Source organism: Pseudonocardia sp. 2-7, assembly GCF_056341085.1.
Window position 1 is genome coordinate 5,007,916 of record NZ_CP094507.1, and the last position, 15,069, is coordinate 5,022,984.

Sequence of the window (15,069 nt, forward strand, 5' to 3'; positions counted from 1 at the left end):
ACCAGCATCCGGGTCGCACCGACCCGGACCAGCCGGAACCTCTCGGAGGAAGATCACCGTGCGTACCCCGCTCACCGTCGCCGCCGTCGCCGCCACCGGTCTCCTGCTCGTCGGCGGGGGCACCGCCCTCGCACTCGGCGCGGGCGGCGCCCCGGACGAGCTCACCGTCGTCCCGACCGGCGCCGCGATCGCACGCACCGCCGACCTGCTGCCCCCGGAGCTGCCCCGCACCGCCGCGCCCACGGCACCCGCGGCCGCCACCGCGCCCGCGGCCCCCACCCCCGCCCCGCCGGCGGTCGACCGCGCCGCCGCCGAGCGCGCCGCCCTCGCCGCCGCGGGCGGCGGGCGGGTCACCGAGGTCGAGTTCGACCGGGCCGACAGCGACGACGACCGGCACGACGACGACCGCGACGACGACCGCAGCCACGGCCGGGACCACTGGGAGGTCGAGGTCGTGAACGGCACCACCGAGCACGATCTCGACATCGACGCCGCCACCGGCCAGGTCCTCGACCACGACGTCGACCGGCACGACGGCGACGACCGGCACGACGACCGGCACGACCGCGACGACGACTGAACCGGCGCCGGGACCGGGGGCCGGCGGGACCCGGGTCACGGGGCCCGCCGATCGGGCGGTCAGCCCCGGCCCGCGGTCCCGTCGGCCGCGGCCAGCACCGTCGCCCGCAGCAGCTCCCGCTCCCCGGGCGGGGCCACGGCGTCGAGCAGCTGGTCGAGGGTGTGGCAGAGCGTGTAGTAGCCGCTGAGGAACGACACGGTCCACCCGTCGTCGAACGCGCGCACGTCCACGCCCCGCACCACGTCGTTCACCGCCCGGGCCGCGGCCCGCCGCCGGGGCAGCCCCACCAGACGCACCGCGTCCGGGTCCGGCGCCGACGGCGGGCGCGGGGCGCGCGGTCGCCCCAGCCACGGGTTGGGCGCGCTCACGGGCCCACCAGGAGCGACGAGTACGACGGCCGGTCCGGCGCCGGTTCCGCCGCGAGCAGCGCGTGCGCCACCGCCCGCGCCGTCACCTCCGCCGCGGCCGCCTGCAGCGCGAACACCCCGGCGACGTCCGGTGCGGCCCGGGTGCCCGTGGCCAGCGCGAACGCGCAGTCGCCGTCGCGGATCGTGTGCACCGGCGAGATGGACCGGGCCAGGCCGTCGTGCGCCATCGTCGCCAGCCGGGTGCAGCCGACCTTGTCCAGGGCCGCGTCGGTGCCGACGACCACCAGCGTCGTCGCCGTCCCCAGCGGGTTCACGTGCCCCGCGTACAGCTCGGCGAGCCGCTCCGGCGGGGCGAGGGCCGGGGCCACCCCGGCGGCGAACTCGCCCGGCAGACCGTGCCGGGCGCCGTACACCTCACCGGTGGCCGGGTCCGCGGCCGCACCGGCGGAGTTGAGGACGACCAGGGCCGCGATCGTCGTCCCGGCGGCAGAGCCCTCGGTGAGCACCGCGGACGCCGACCCGATCCCGCCGCGCAGCCCGCCGGACACCGCGCCGGTGCCCGCCCCGACCGAACCCTGGACGACCGGGCCGGCGTGTGCGTCGTCGTAGGCGGCCGTGCCGGTCGCCGCGGTCGGGCGGACCCGGGGGTCACCGCCGCGACCGAGGTCGAACACCACGGCGGCCGGCACGATCGGCACGACGGCGCCCGGCACCGGGAACCCCTCGCCGTCGCGCTCCAGCCGGGCCATCACGCCGGACGCGGCGTCGAGACCGAAGGCGCTGCCCCCGGACAGGGTGACGGCGTGCACGCGCTGGACCGTCGCGACCGGGTCGAGCAGGTCGGTCTCCCGGGTGCCGGGCGCGGCGCCGCGCACGTCCACGCCGGCGACCGCGCCGCCCGGCGGGGTCAGCACGACCGTCGTCCCGCTGCGGGCACCCGGCCCGTTCACCGCCGCGTGCCCGACCCGCAGGCCCTCGACGTCGGTCAGCCCGTTCCGCTCGCCCGCTCGCACCGCTCCATCCTGCCCCGCAACGCCACGGGCCGGCACCGCGGAACGCGGTACCGGCCCGGAGGGACGTGCGGGGGACTCAGCCCTTCGCGCCGCGCAGACGCCGGATCAGCACGACCAGCAGCACGAGCGCGCCCACGCCGCCCAGCACCGGCCCGAGGCGCTTGAGCACCGGGGCACCCGCCGAGTCGAGCAGGTCGATGGCCTCGACCGGGCTGCTCTGCGGCTGGTAGGTCCGCTTCACCGGGGCGGGCGCGGCCTGCTCACCCGGGCCCGGCGGGACGGCCGGGATCGGGCTGGTCTGGTCGGCCGCGTGCTTCGGGCCCGCGCCGTTGGAGGTCGCCGCACCGGGGCCGGTCAGCTTGTCCGCGACGCAGCTCGAGAACTGCCCGATGATCTTGTCGGCGACGTCGGAGATGACGCCGCGGCCGAACTGCGCCGGACGACCGGTGACGGTCATGTCGGTGACCATCGTGACCGAGGTCTTGTCCGGGCCGTCGGCGACCATGGTGCCGGTGACGATGGCCTTCGCGGTGCCGTTGCCGCGGGCGTCGCGGCCGGACGCGTCGATGACGACCTTGTGGTTCGCGTCGTCACGCTCGATGTAGGTGCCCTTGCCCTTGTACGTGAGCGAGATCGGGCCGAGCTTGACCTTGACGGTGCCCTGGAACGAGTCGCCCTCGTACTCGGTCAGGGTGGCCCCGGGGAAACACGGGGCGATGAGCTCCGGGTCGTTGAGGGCCTTCCACGCGTCCTCGATCGGCGCCGCGATCGTGAACTTGTTCTCCAGTTGCATCTTCTCTGCCCAGCCTCCTCGAACGAACGCCGGCGCCGGTCCCGGGGGTTCCGGGGCCGGCGCCGGCGTCGGTGTGTTCCTCGGGTACGTCAGCCGGCCGCGGCCAGCACCGCACGACCGGTGAGAACCTTCGCCAGGTGCTCACGGTAGTCGGCGGCGGCGTCCGCGTCACTCGGAGCGGACGTGCCCTCGAGCGCGTGCTCGGCGGCCGCCTTCGCGACGTCCGGACCCGCCGCCTTGCCCACCAGGGCCGCCTCGACGCCGGTCGCCCGGATCGGCACGTTGCCCATGTTGGTCAGGCCGACGCGGGCCTCGGTGATGGTCCCGCCGTCCACCTTCAGCGCCACGGCGACGGCCACCATCGACCACGCCTGGGCGACCCGGTTGAACTTCTCGTAGTGGCTCTTCCAGCCGGTCCGCTTCGGGAACCGGACCATGGTGAGGATCTCGCCCTCGCCGATCGCGGTCGTGAAGTAGTCCTGGAAGAAGTCCGCCGCGGTCACCAGGCGGGTGCCACCGGCACCCAGGATGACGAACTCGGCGTCCATCGCCAGGGCGGCCGCGCCCAGGTCACCGGCCGGGTCGGCGTGCGCGAGCGCGCCGCCCAGGGTGCCGCGGTGCCGGACCTGCGGGTCCGCGACGGTCTCGGTGGCCCGCGCGATGAGCTCCACGTGGGTGTTCACCAGGTCGTTGCGCATGACCTCGTGGTGGGTGGCCATCGCGCCGACCATGACGTACTGGTCGTCCTCGCCGATCCGCTTGAGCTCGGGGATGCCCCCGAGGTCGATGACGGTGCTCGGCGCGGCCATCCGCAGGCGCAGCACCGGCAGCAGGCTCTGCCCGCCCGCCAGGATCTTCGCGTCCTCACCGGCCGACTGCAGGGCCGACACGGCCTCCTCGACCGAGGAGGGCCGGACGTAGTCGAACTTCGCCGGGATCACTGGACCTCTCCCTTGGGGTTGTTCGGGTCGATGGAACCGAGGCCGGCGCCGGGCGCGTGGGTGTCGCTCGGGGTCTCCTGCGGGCTCTTGCCCTTGGCGACCTGCAGGGCACGCCACACGCGCTGCGAGGTGGTCGGCATGTCGATCTCGTCGACGCCGAGGTGACGGACCGCGTCGAGCACACCGTTGAGGATGGCCGGGGTCGAGGCGATGGTGCCCGCCTCGCCGACGCCCTTCACACCGAGCGGGTTGGACGTCGCCGGGGTGGAGACGGTCTCGGTGGTGAAGCTCGGCAGGTCCGCCGCGGACGGGATCGTGTAGTCGACGAACGTGGCGTTGACCAGGGTGCCCTGGTCGTCGTAGTTCGCCTCCTCGAACAGGGCCTGCGCGATGCCCTGGGCGAGACCGCCGTGCACCTGGCCCTCGACGATCAGCGGGTTGATGACGTTGCCGATGTCGTCGACGCAGACGTACTTGCGCAGCGTGACCCGGCCGGTGTCGGTGTCGACCTCCATCGCGGCGAGGTGCGTGCCGTGCGGGTAGGAGAAGTTCTCCGGGTCGAAGACGGCGTCGGAGTCCAGCGACGGCTCCATGCCCTCCGGGTAGTCGTGCGCCATGAACGCGGCGAACGCGATCTCCTGGATGGCCTTGCCCTTGTCGGTGCCGCGGACGGTGAACTGCCCGTTCGCGAACTCGATGTCGTCCTCGGACGCCTCGAGCAGGTGCGCGGCGATCTTCGTCGCCTTCTCGATCACCTTGTCCGCGGCGTTGACGATGGCGACACCGCCGACGACCAGCGAGCGCGAGCCGTAGGTGTCGAGGCCCTTCGGCGCCACCTGGGTGTCGCCGTGCAGGATCTCGACGTCCTCGAACGCGACGCCCAGCTTGTCCGCGACGATCTGCGAGAACGCCGTCTCGTGGCCCTGGCCGTGGGCGGAGGCACCGGTGGTGACCTCGACCTTGCCGGTGGCCAGCATCCGGATGCTGGCGGCCTCCCAGCCGCCTGCGCCGTAGTCCAGCGAGCCGAGCACGCGGGACGGCGCGAGGCCGCACATCTCGGTGAAGGTCGAGATGCCGATGCCCAGCTGGACCGGGTCGCCGGAGCGGCGGCGCTCCTCCTGCTCACGGCGCAGACCGGCGTAGTCGAACAGGTCCATCGCGCGCTGCGTGGCCTGCTCGTAGTTGCCGGTGTCGTAGGTCAGGCCCACGACGGTCGTGAAGGGGAACTCCTCGTGCTTGATCCAGTTCTGCTCGCGCAGCTCCATCGGGTCGCGGCCGAGCTCGACGGCGAGCTCGTCCATCATCCGCTCGATGGCGAACGTCGCCTCGGGACGGCCGGCGCCGCGGTAGGCGTCGGTCAGCGTCTTGTTGGTGAAGACGTTGGAGCAGGTGAACTTCAGCGCGGGGATCTTGTAGATCGCGTTGAACATGAACGCGCCGAGAATCGGCACACCCGGCCCGACGAGGCCCAGGTAGGCGCCCATGTCGGCGTAGAGGTGGACGTCGAACCCGGTGATGGTGCCGTCCTTCTTGGCGGTCATCACGAGGTCCTGGATCTGGTCCCGGGCGTGGTGCGCGGTGAGCATGCACTCGCTGCGGGTCTCGGTCCACTTGACCGGCTTGCCCAGCTTCTGCGCGAGCAGCACGCAGAGCATCTCCTCGGGCAGGACGCCGATCTTGCCGCCGAAGCCGCCGCCCACGTCGGGGGCGATGACACGCAGCTTGGACTCCGGCACCCCGAGGGTCACCGTGGTCATGGTGCGCAGGATGTGCGGCACCTGGGTCGCGGCCCAGATGGTCAGCTGCTCACCGGTCGGGTCCACCACGCAGGAGCGGGGCTCCATGAACGCGGGGATCAGGCGCTGCTGGCGGAAGCGGCGGCGGACGACGACGGAGTCGCTGTCGGCCTCGGCGGCCTTGATGGCCTCGGCCACGTCGGCACCGGTGCCGGCGGCGGCGGAGTCGAACACCCAGGTCGCGGAGACGTTGGTGCCGAGGTCCGGGTGGACCAGCTCGGCGCCGTCCTGCGCGGCGGCCTCCATGTCGAGGACCGGGTCGAGCGGCTCGTAGTCGACCTCGACGAGCTCGGCGGCGTCGCGCGCGGCGGCGGCCGACCGGGCGACGACGACGGCGACGCCCTCACCGGAGAAGTTGACGCGGCCGACGGCGAGCACCGGGCGCTGCGGGGCCTTCTGGTCCGGGGTGATCGGCCACGCGCAGGGCATGCCGACCTCCTCCGCACCGAGGTCGGCCGCGGTGTAGACGCCGAACACACCCGGGGCCTTCTCGGCCTCGGACTTGTCGATCGAGGTGATGGTCGCCCGCGCGATCGTCGACCGGACGACGGCGATGTGGACGGTTCCCGGAGGGGTGATGGAGTCGGTGTAGCGGGACCGGCCGGTGATGAGGCGCTGGTCCTCCTTGCGGACCCGGGCCTTGCCGATCTCGCCGGTCGTGGTGGGTTCGGCGGTCGTCGTCACGTCAGTTACCTCCCGCAACCGGGGCGGCCTGGCCGGAGGGCTGAGCGGCTCCCGGCTTCATGTTCTTCGCCGCGGTCTGCACGGCGCGCACGATGTTCTGGTAGCCCGTGCAGCGGCAGAGGTTGCCCTCGATGCCCTCACGGACCTCCTGCTCGGACGGGTCGGGGTTGTCCCCGAGCAGGTCCACCGCAGCCATGATCATTCCCGGCGTGCAGTACCCGCACTGCAGGCCGTGGCACTCGCGGAAGGCCTCCTGCACCGGGTGCAGCTGACCGTCGCGGGCGAGACCCTCGATGGTGGTGACCTCGGCGCCGTCCGCCTGGACCGCGAGCACCGAGCAGGACTTCACGCTCTGCCCGTTGAGATGAACCGTGCAGGCACCACAGTTGCTGGTGTCGCAGCCGATCAGCGTCCCCGTCTTGCCCAGCGTCTCCCTCAGATACTGCGCGAGCAACATGCGGGGCTCGACGTCGTCGGCGTAGTTCACGCCGTCGACGGTGACCCGGACCTCTGTCATGAACTCTCACTCCTCGTACGCGACCACGCACGCTCCGAAGCGCGGGGTCTGACCGGGGACTTCGTCCGAGGAACGCCGATCGCCGTCGCCTGTCTCGCGACCACGCCGGCGCGCCCGGAAAAGTTGCCGCACGTCTCGTGTGGCAGCGCCCACATCACACTCCCGATCTTCCTGGGGTGCAAGGAGCCGGGACCGGGGCGACCGGAGGTCGACTGGCGTGGTGCCGACGTCACGGCGACAGCCTGTCGTGCGCAACCGCAGGCGCGGAGAAGGTGGGCGAGAGGCGCCCTCAGAATCGGATCCGTGACGCAACACGAATCACCCGTTCAGACCAGTCCTGACGGAGTGGTGCGACGCCGGAGGTCAGGGAAGCCTAACCTGCGTCAGGGTCGTGCGCCAGGACCGGTCGGCCGCAGCGGGGCGGAGGTCCGGTGCTCGACGGCCCCCCACCACAGACCGGCACCGTAGGCGAGGTCGTCGAGCCGGTGCGCGAGCAGGTGCAGCAGCGGCCCGGTCCGGACCCGCGGGTCACGGTCGCGGTGGCGCCACCAGTCGGTCAGCCCCTCCGCCAGCGCCGCCGCGACGACCGCGCGGCGGGCCCGGCGCGACACCAGGCAGGCGAGCGCGGCGACCGGCCAGAAGTGCCGGGTCAGCGCCGACGCCGTCTGCCACAGCGCCCCGGACAGGCCGAGCGCGGTGAGCAGGGCCGCCCCGCGCCGCGGGTGGTCGAGCCGAGGCAGCTTCCGGGACAGCCGTTCGGTCGCGACCCCGGTGACGACGGCGGCGAGCGCCGTCGCCCCCCGCCGCTGGGCGAGCAGGAGCAGACAGACCGCCGCCGTCCAGGGGGAGAGGATCACCGGCGGCACCGCCCCGGGGTGCCTGCGCGCCAACGGCGCCGCCCCGGTGCCGTAGAACGCCTTGCGCCGCAGCCACTCCCCCGGGTGGGTGCGGTGGTCGTGAGCGACCCGCGCGACGGGTTCGAAGCGCATCGCCCAGCCGGCCGCGTGCAGGCGCAGGACGAGGTCGACGTCCTCGGCGACGTGCATCCGCGGGTCGAACGCGACCGGCCCGACCGCCGACACCCGGACGAGCATCGCCGCGCTCGGCACGTAGGCGACACGGGACCGCGGCACGATCAGTGCCGGGTCGGGGCCCAGGTCCAGCGACGACCGCACCGCCTCGTAGCGCCCGACCGCCCCGCGCAGCCCGCCGCCCCGTTCCGGGTCCGGCGCCACGATCCGCGGTGCGACGAGACCGACCGCGGGGTCGGCGAGGTGGGCGAGCAGCGGGGGGAGCCAGCCGGGTTCGGGGACGACGTCGGAGTCGAGGAACACCACGAACGGGGTGGTCGCGGCGGCGAGGCCGGCGTTGCGGGCGGCCGCCGGGCCGCGCGGGGTGGCGTGCCGCAGGACCGTCCCCCCGGCCCGTTCGACGGCGCGGCGCAGCGGTGCCGGGTCGGTGGACCCGTCGTCGACGACGACCGGGCCGGCCACCCCGGTCCCGGCCAGCGCGGCGAGGAGCCGGTCCAGCGGCCGGTCCTTCACCGGGACGACGACGGTGACCTCGGCCGCGGTGATCCCGGCCGGGGCGTCGGGGACGGGGTGGGCGAGCCCGGCGTCGAGCAGGGTGCGGGCCAGGGACCGCTCGGTGGGACCGGTGACGACCAGCGGCCGCCCGGGGGCTGGCAGCAGCGCGCGGGCCCGCGCGGACAGGTGCACCAGCCGGGGCGGGGCGCCGCCGAGCAGCGCCGCGCCGCCGTCGAGCCGCCGGGTGCGACGGTCGAGGAGCACCCGGAAGCCGTCCGGGAGCCGCCGGTCCGCCGGGCCCGAGGGGGTCGTGGCGGAGGGACGGTCGGGGTCGGTCCGGGCGGCGGTCACCTGCGGGAGCCTTCCATCCCCGGCCGTCGCGGGTCGACACCCGCACCTGCCCGATCGGCGTGGTCCGCACGGGTCCCGCCGGGCAGACTCCGGGGCATGCCCGAGGTCCTCCCCCGCTACGGCTCGGCGACGCTGGCCGACGTCCTCCCCGCCCTGCTGCACGCGATCGGCGCCCCGCTCGACGACCGGCCGCCTGCGTTCGGGCTCCCGCGGGCAGGGGCGGCGGTGCTGCTGCTCGTCGACGGGCTGGGCCACGAGCTGCTGCACGCCCACGCCGCCGACGCGCCGGTGCTGGCCGGGCTCGCCGACGCCGGACCGCTCACCGTCGGGTTCCCCTCGACCACCCCGATCAGCCTGACCTCGCTCGGCACCGGGCTGCCGCCGGGCGCGCACGGCACGCTCGGGCTGCGGTTCCGCGTCGACGGCGAGCTGCTCGACGCGCTGGGCTGGTCCTCGGGCCGCCGGGATCTGCGGGAGCGGCTCGTCCCGGAGCGGGTGCAGCCGGAGCCGACCGTGCTGGAGCGGGCCGCGGCGGCGGGCGTCGCGGTCCGGTCGGTGTCGCCGCTGGAGTTCCGGACGTCCGGGCTGACCCGGTCGGGGCTGCGCGGCGGCGAGTACCGCGGGGTCGCCGCGCTGGGCGACCTGGCCGTGGAGATCCTCGCCGGGGTGGAGGGCCCCGGCCCGCGGCTGGTCTACGGCTACCACGCCGACCTGGACAAGGTCGGCCACCTGTACGGCCCCGGGAGCCCGGCGTGGCGCTGGCAGCTGCGCCAGGTCGACGCGCTGCTCGCGATGCTGCTGGAGGCACTGCCCGCGGGGACCCTGCTGGCGGTCACCGGCGACCACGGCATGGTCACCGTCGACCGGACCGTCGACGCCGACACCACCCCGGCGCTGTCCGACGGCGTGGCGCTGCTCGGCGGGGACCCGCGCGCCCGGCACGTCTACACCGAGCCCGGGGCGGCGTCCGACGCGCTGGCCGCCTGGCAGGCGGTGCTCGGCGACGACGCCGCCGTCGTCAGCCGGGAGGAGGCGGTGGCCCGGGGCTGGTTCGGGCCGGTCACCGACCGGGTGCTCGACCGGGTCGGCGACGTCGTCGCCGCGCTGCACGGGACGGCGGCGGTGGTCCGGAGCGAGGCGGAGCCGTTCCTGTCCACGCTGCCCGGCCAGCACGGCTCGTTCACCACGGCCGAGCAGCTCGTGCCCCTGCTGGTGCACCCCGCGGCGTGACCCCGCGCTACGCCGGCGGCGGGCGGAGGCGTCCGGTGCCGGGGTCGGGGTCCCACGCGGTGACCGCCGCGGACGCCGTCGCCGTGATCGCCGCGAGCAGTCGCAGCCCCTCCCCGGCCGACGCGCCGGCCGGGTCACCGAGCACGCCATTCGGGCTGACCGCGGCGATCCCCCCGGCCCGCAGCTCCCCGATGACCTCGCGCAGCGGCCGGGTGTCGCCCGCCTCGGCGCGGTCGGTGCGGACCAGGCCGGGATGCAGGTGGGCGAGCAGCGAGGTCTCGTAGCGCCCGGCGTGGGCGTCCAGCGGCACCCCGGGGACGTCGGCGACGCAGGACAGCCAGCCGGCGTCGCGGCCCTCGTGGCGCAGCAGGGTCACGGCCGAGCGGAGCGCGGCGACGTTGCCGCCGTGCCCGTTGAGCAGCACCAGCCGCGACGCCCACCGGCACGCCGAGCGGCCGTACTCGACGAGGACGGTGCGCAGTGCGTCCTCCCCGATCGACACGGTGCCGGGGAAGCCCTCGTGCTCTCCGGCGGCGCCGTAGGGCAGGGCGGGGGCGAGGACGAGCCCCGGTTCGGCGTCGTGCAGCGCCGACGCGACCGCCGACGCCACGGCGGTGTCGGTGCCCAGCGGCAGGTGCGGGCCGTGCTGCTCGGTGGAGCCGACCGGCACGAGCAGCGTGTACGCCGCGGCCGGGTCGAGGTCGGGCCAGGTCAGATCCGCGAGGAGCACGGTCCCAGCCTGCCCGCTCGGGCCCCGGTCCGGCGCGGCGCGGTCGGCGCGAGGTCGACGAGGCGGCCCTCACGGATCGCGGCGTCGAACCGGCGCGGGGTCAGCGCGTCGCCGATCCGGTGCACCGGCCACGGCCCGCCGGCCAGCGCGGCCCACAGGCGGGTGGCGGGGACGGTGGCCGTCGCAGCGACGACGGCGCCGACGTCGCGCCGCTCGGTGCGGCCGGTCGGGTGGTGCAGCAGCTCCACGGTGCAGTCGGGCTCGGCGCCGCTCTGCTCGCTGCTCTGCTCACCCCTGCGCAGCACCCCCAGCACGGCGAGGTCGGTGCGGCAGCGGATCCCGGCGGCGTGCGCGCGGCGGCGGAACCCCTCGCGGTCCAGGGTGAGCCCGAGGTCCTGCCCGACGACCAGCGCCGGGGTGACGACCTCGACGGCGTGCCCGCGGGCGGCGAGCAGCTCGGCGACCGAGGTGGCCTGGTGGAACCCGAGCTCGTCGACGACGAGCACCGGGCCCGCGGGCAGGCGCACCCCGGCCAGCACGTCGTCGACGGGGACGGTCAGCCGCTCCGGGTCCCACGACGGGACGGCGGGCACCGACCCGGTGGCGACGACGACCGCCGCGGGCTCCAGCTCCTCGACGAACCCGCGGTCGACGGTCGTGCCGTACCGGATCTCGACCCCGGCCGCGTGCGCCTCGCGCAGCAGGTCGGCGACGACGTGGCCGAGCTCGGCCCGCCCGGGCGCGGTCGCCGCGAGGGCGAGCCGTCCACCGGGGGTGCCGGCCCGTTCGGCGAGCAGCACCCGGTGCCCGCGCCCGGCGAGCGCGGCGGCCGCGGCGAGCCCGGCCGGCCCGGCCCCGACGACGAGCACCCGCCGCGCGCCGGGATCGGCGGCCCGGGCGGGCGGGACGAGCCGTTCGCGCCCGGCGGCCGGGTCGACCGCGCAACCCAGCGGCAGGTTCAGCCCGACCCGGCCGATGCAGTCCTGGTTGCACCCGACGCACCGGCGTACCGGGCGTCCGGTGAGGGCCTTGTTCGCGAAGCCGGGGTCGGCGATCTGCCCGCGGGCGACGCCGACGAGGTCGCACTCCCCACGGTCCAGCGCCGCGGCGGCCTGGGCGGGCGTGGTGAACCGGCCGACCCCGATCACCGGGAGGTCCGCCCCGGCGGCACGGACGGCGCGGCGCAGGGTCGCGGCGAGGTGCCCGGCGTAGCCCGGCGGGGTGTGCATGGACGGCTCGATCAGGTGCAGCGTCGAGGTGGCGACGCCGATCGAGGTGTTGAGGTGGTCCACCTGCCCGGTCGCGGCGAGACGGCGGGCGAGGTCGGCGCCGTCGGCGGGGGTGATGCCGCCCTCGATGCGCTCGTCGACGCCGATCCGCAGGCCCAGCACCGGGTCCGGGCCGATGGCCGCGCGGACGGCGGCGACGACGTCGAGCACCAGCTTCGCCCGGTCGCGCCCCCAGGCGTCGGTGCGACGGTTGGTGGCCGGGGACAGGAACAGCCGCAGCAGCGAGGCGTGCGAGCACTGCAGCTCGACGCCGTCGAACCCGCCCTCGACGCAGCGCGCGGCGACGTCGGCGAAGGCGTCGACGACCGCGCCGATCCCGGCCGCGTCGAGCTCGGCGGGGACCTCGCGGAACATCGGGTCGGGCACCGGTGAGGGCCCGACGACGGCCGTGCGCGAGTACATCCCCGACCCCTGCGCGCCGTTGTGGTTGAGCTGGGCGAGGACGAGGGCGCCGTGGGCGTGCACCGCGTCGGTGAGGGCGCGGTAGCCGGGCAGCACGGCCGGGTCGTGGCCACGGATCAGCCGCTCGTAGGGCCGGTCGCCGGGGTGGACCGCGTGCTCCTCGGTGATCACCAGTGCGGCGCCGCCCGCGGCGCGGGCCGCGTAGTAGGCGGTGTGCCGGTCGGTCGGCATACCGCCCTCGGCGAAACCGGTGAGGTGGGCGGTGAAGACGATCCGGTTGCGCAACGTGGCGCGGCCGAGGCGCAGGGGGTCGCCGAGCCGGGGCCGCGGATGCGCCCGGTCCGCCACCTCCCGCGTCGCGACCGCGACGGGCCCCGGATGCGGCGCCACACCTCTGCGGGTCCCGGGGGACACGCGCGACGGGAGCGCGGCATCCGGGGACACGGGCTCCGGCAGGGCGGCGGCCGGCAGCGCGGCGGTCGCGTCGTCGGCCGCGGCACCAGCCGTGCTGTCGGCGTCGGCCAGCGCGACGCCGGCCCGCCGCCCCTCCCGCACCGCTTCGGCGAGCGTCCGCGGCGCCACCCGGTCACCCGCGACCGCGCAGCCGGGGAGCGCCGGCAGCGCGTCCTGCGGCAGCCGCGGTCCACAGTCGACGACGACCGCGCACGGCACGGTCGTCACCGCCCCGGTGTGGACGTCCACCAGCTCGGCGACGCCGCCACGGACGACCCCCGGCCGGGTGAACAGCGCCCGGCGGACACCGGCCCGTTCCAGCCGCGCGTTCGCCGCGGCCATGTCGCCGCAACGGCCGAGCTGGTGCCCGGCGACGGCGTCCGGCGTGGCCAGGACCACGGGATGCCCGGCAGCGGCGAGCAGCTCCGCGACCCCCGATCCGGTCCAGTCCCCGAGCGGGTCGACGACGAGCACCGGCGCGTTCCGCGGAACGCGCGCGGCGGCGAGCACCGCGACGACTGCGTTACGGTGCCCGCCATGGAGGTTGTCGTCGTCCTGTTCTGGCTGGTCATGGCGTTCGCGTTCTTCTACGTCCTCCACCACGTGGTGCGTCGCGCGGTCCGCGCCGGGATCGCCGACGCCCTCAGCCGCACCGACACCGCGCCCGGCAGCGGCCGGGACGACGACACGGGCTGACCGCGCCACCCCCGCGCAGAGTTCCGCCGCGGTGAGCACCGGGACGTCCGCGTCGACCACCGGCGGCGACGGCCGGGACCCGGTCGCGAGCACCACCGTCTCCCTCCGTGCCCGGGCGGCGCCGAGCGCGGCGGTGTCCACCTCGGATCCCAGCACGACCCGGACGCCGAGCCGGTCGAGCTCCGCGGCCCACCAGGGCACCGGCAGCGCGAGCCGGTCCCGCCCGGGCAGTACCGCGGCCGCGGGGAGCAGGCCGCCGAGCCGGTCGGTGCGCTCGTGCAGCGTCACCGGGTGCCCGCGCAGCGCCAGTGTCCGGGCCGCCTCGAGCCCCGCGGGCCCGCCGCCGACGACGAGCACCGGCCGTCGCGCTCCCACCCCGCGTTCCGCATCGCGGTGTCCGGGGCCCGCCGCGGCGTCCGGACCGCGTTCCGCGGAACGCGACGGGTCCGGGTCCGGGTCGGTCCGTTCGTGTCCCGACCGCGGTTCCAGCTCGTCCCCGACCACGGGGTTGCGCGGGTCCCGGGCCGCGGCGAGGGCGTTCGTCAGCAGGCACGGCCGGATGCGCTCCGGCGTCCCGGCCCGGGTCAGCGCGACGAGCCGCGGGTCCGCGACCTGCGCTCTCGTCATCTCGACGATATCCGCGTCGCCGCTGCTCAGGGCCTCCTCGGCGAGGGCCGGGGTGACGACGCTGCCGGCCAGGACGACCGTCGTCGCACCGCCGAGGGCACGCCGCAGCCCGCCGCACCGGGCCCGCAGGAACGCCTCGGGCGTGTGCAGGTCCGGCCGGGTCGCGGCGATCGACAGCGCGCTCCCGACGACGGGGACGAGCAGGTCCACCCGGTCGGCGACGGCCCGGGCGAGGGCGAGGCCGTCGTCGGGGGTGATGCCGGCCCAGGGGGCGAGCTCGTCGACGCACAGGCGCAGCGCCAGCAGGGGGTCCGGCCCGATCGCCGCCCGCACGGCGTCGAGGACCTCGCGCAGCAGCAGGGTGCGGTCGCGGCCGTACGCGTCGTCGCGGTGGTTGGTCAGGCCGGAGCAGAACTGGCGCAGCACCGAGTGCTGCCCGGCGGAGATCTCCACACCGTCCACACCGCTGTCCACAGCCGCGCGGGCGGCGTCGGCGAAGCCGCGGACCACGGCGCCGATCTCCGCGGCCCCCATCGCGACCGGGACCTCGCGGGACACGACGTCCGGGACCGGCGACGGCGCCCACAGCGGGTGCCCGGAGTGCGCGGAGCTGCCCTGCCCACCGGCGTGCGCGAGCCCGGCCAGCACGAGCGTCCCGTGCGGCCGGCTCGCCGCGACGACCGCCGCCCACCCGGCCGCGGCGGGCACCCGCGCGCCGTCCCGGTCGCCGAGATGCAGCTCAGCGGGCGCGAAAGATCCACAACTCCCGCTGAGCTGCATCTCGACGCGCCCCGACGCCGCGGCCGAGCCGGGCGACGCGGCAGGACCGGGCGACGCGGTGGGGAACGCGGCGGGGGCGTAGGCGTAGGGGTGGTCCGAGGCGTGCACCGACGCCGGCTCGACCACGACGATCCCCGCGCCCCCGGCGGCCCGTGCCGCGTAGTAGGCGACGTGGTCGGCCGTGATCCCGCGTGCGGCGTCGCCGAGGTTGGTCTCGTGCGGCCCGAACAGCACACGCGACGGGGCCCGCCGACCACGCAGGTCGACGGGCCCCGTCAGCAACAGGTCCGTGG

11 protein-coding genes are annotated in these 15,069 nt (G+C 76.0%); 2 read left to right on the top strand and 9 right to left on the bottom strand.

The genetic code is table 11. The annotated features are described in order from the left end of the window. The first annotated feature begins 58 nt into the window (after positions 1 to 58). The gene (locus MTO91_RS24195; protein WP_476652887.1) at positions 59 to 580 is read left to right on the top strand and encodes a PepSY domain-containing protein; all 522 of its coding nucleotides are present in this window, start codon (positions 59 to 61) and stop codon (positions 578 to 580) included. A gap of 59 nt (positions 581 to 639) precedes the next feature. On the opposite strand, the gene MTO91_RS24200 is transcribed toward MTO91_RS24195, so the two are convergent. The 7 genes from MTO91_RS24200 to mftF form a co-directional block, all read right to left on the bottom strand. Then, complete coding sequence (locus tag MTO91_RS24200) at positions 640 to 948, bottom strand: hypothetical protein (RefSeq protein WP_062398168.1); 309 nt, start codon at positions 946 to 948, stop codon at positions 640 to 642. Further along, a complete protein-coding gene (locus tag MTO91_RS24205; RefSeq protein WP_350591022.1) occupies positions 945 to 1,961 on the bottom strand; it encodes a P1 family peptidase in 1,017 nt (338 codons plus the stop codon). Before MTO91_RS24205 ends, MTO91_RS24200 begins: the two co-directional genes overlap by 4 nt. 76 nt (positions 1,962 to 2,037) lie before the next feature. After that, positions 2,038 to 2,754 carry an SRPBCC family protein gene (locus MTO91_RS24210; RefSeq protein WP_350591021.1) on the bottom strand — a complete coding sequence of 239 codons (717 nt, stop codon included), beginning with the start codon at positions 2,752 to 2,754 and terminating at the stop codon, positions 2,038 to 2,040. An 89-nt stretch (positions 2,755 to 2,843) separates the two neighbouring features. Then, positions 2,844 to 3,695, bottom strand: coding sequence for an FAD binding domain-containing protein (locus tag MTO91_RS24215; protein WP_350591020.1), 852 nt, complete (start codon positions 3,693 to 3,695; stop codon positions 2,844 to 2,846). Further along, the gene (locus MTO91_RS24220; protein WP_350591019.1) at positions 3,692 to 6,175 is read right to left on the bottom strand and encodes a xanthine dehydrogenase family protein molybdopterin-binding subunit; all 2,484 of its coding nucleotides are present in this window, start codon (positions 6,173 to 6,175) and stop codon (positions 3,692 to 3,694) included. The genes MTO91_RS24215 and MTO91_RS24220 overlap by 4 nt, the downstream gene beginning before the upstream one ends. Position 6,176: 1 nt before the next feature. Then, complete coding sequence (locus tag MTO91_RS24225) at positions 6,177 to 6,692, bottom strand: (2Fe-2S)-binding protein (RefSeq protein WP_100878813.1); 516 nt, start codon at positions 6,690 to 6,692, stop codon at positions 6,177 to 6,179. A gap of 383 nt (positions 6,693 to 7,075) precedes the next feature. Further along, a complete protein-coding gene (gene mftF, locus MTO91_RS24230; RefSeq protein ID WP_476652889.1) occupies positions 7,076 to 8,569 on the bottom strand; it encodes a mycofactocin biosynthesis glycosyltransferase MftF in 1,494 nt (497 codons plus the stop codon). A 96-nt stretch (positions 8,570 to 8,665) separates the two neighbouring features. Between mftF and MTO91_RS24235 the strand changes: the two genes are divergently transcribed. Next, complete coding sequence (locus MTO91_RS24235) at positions 8,666 to 9,799, top strand: alkaline phosphatase family protein (protein WP_350591611.1); 1,134 nt, start codon at positions 8,666 to 8,668, stop codon at positions 9,797 to 9,799. Positions 9,800 to 9,806: 7 nt separating this feature from the next. Here the strand turns inward: MTO91_RS24235 and mftE are convergent, their stop codons facing one another. Together mftE and MTO91_RS24245 are read right to left on the bottom strand one after the other, a co-directional pair. Then, the gene (mftE, locus tag MTO91_RS24240) at positions 9,807 to 10,529 is read right to left on the bottom strand and encodes a mycofactocin biosynthesis peptidyl-dipeptidase MftE (protein ID WP_476652890.1); all 723 of its coding nucleotides are present in this window, start codon (positions 10,527 to 10,529) and stop codon (positions 9,807 to 9,809) included. Next, the gene (locus MTO91_RS24245) at positions 10,511 to 15,058 is read right to left on the bottom strand and encodes a mycofactocin system FadH/OYE family oxidoreductase 2 (RefSeq protein ID WP_476652892.1); all 4,548 of its coding nucleotides are present in this window, start codon (positions 15,056 to 15,058) and stop codon (positions 10,511 to 10,513) included. Before MTO91_RS24245 ends, mftE begins: the two co-directional genes overlap by 19 nt. Positions 15,059 to 15,069: the final 11 nt, after the last annotated feature.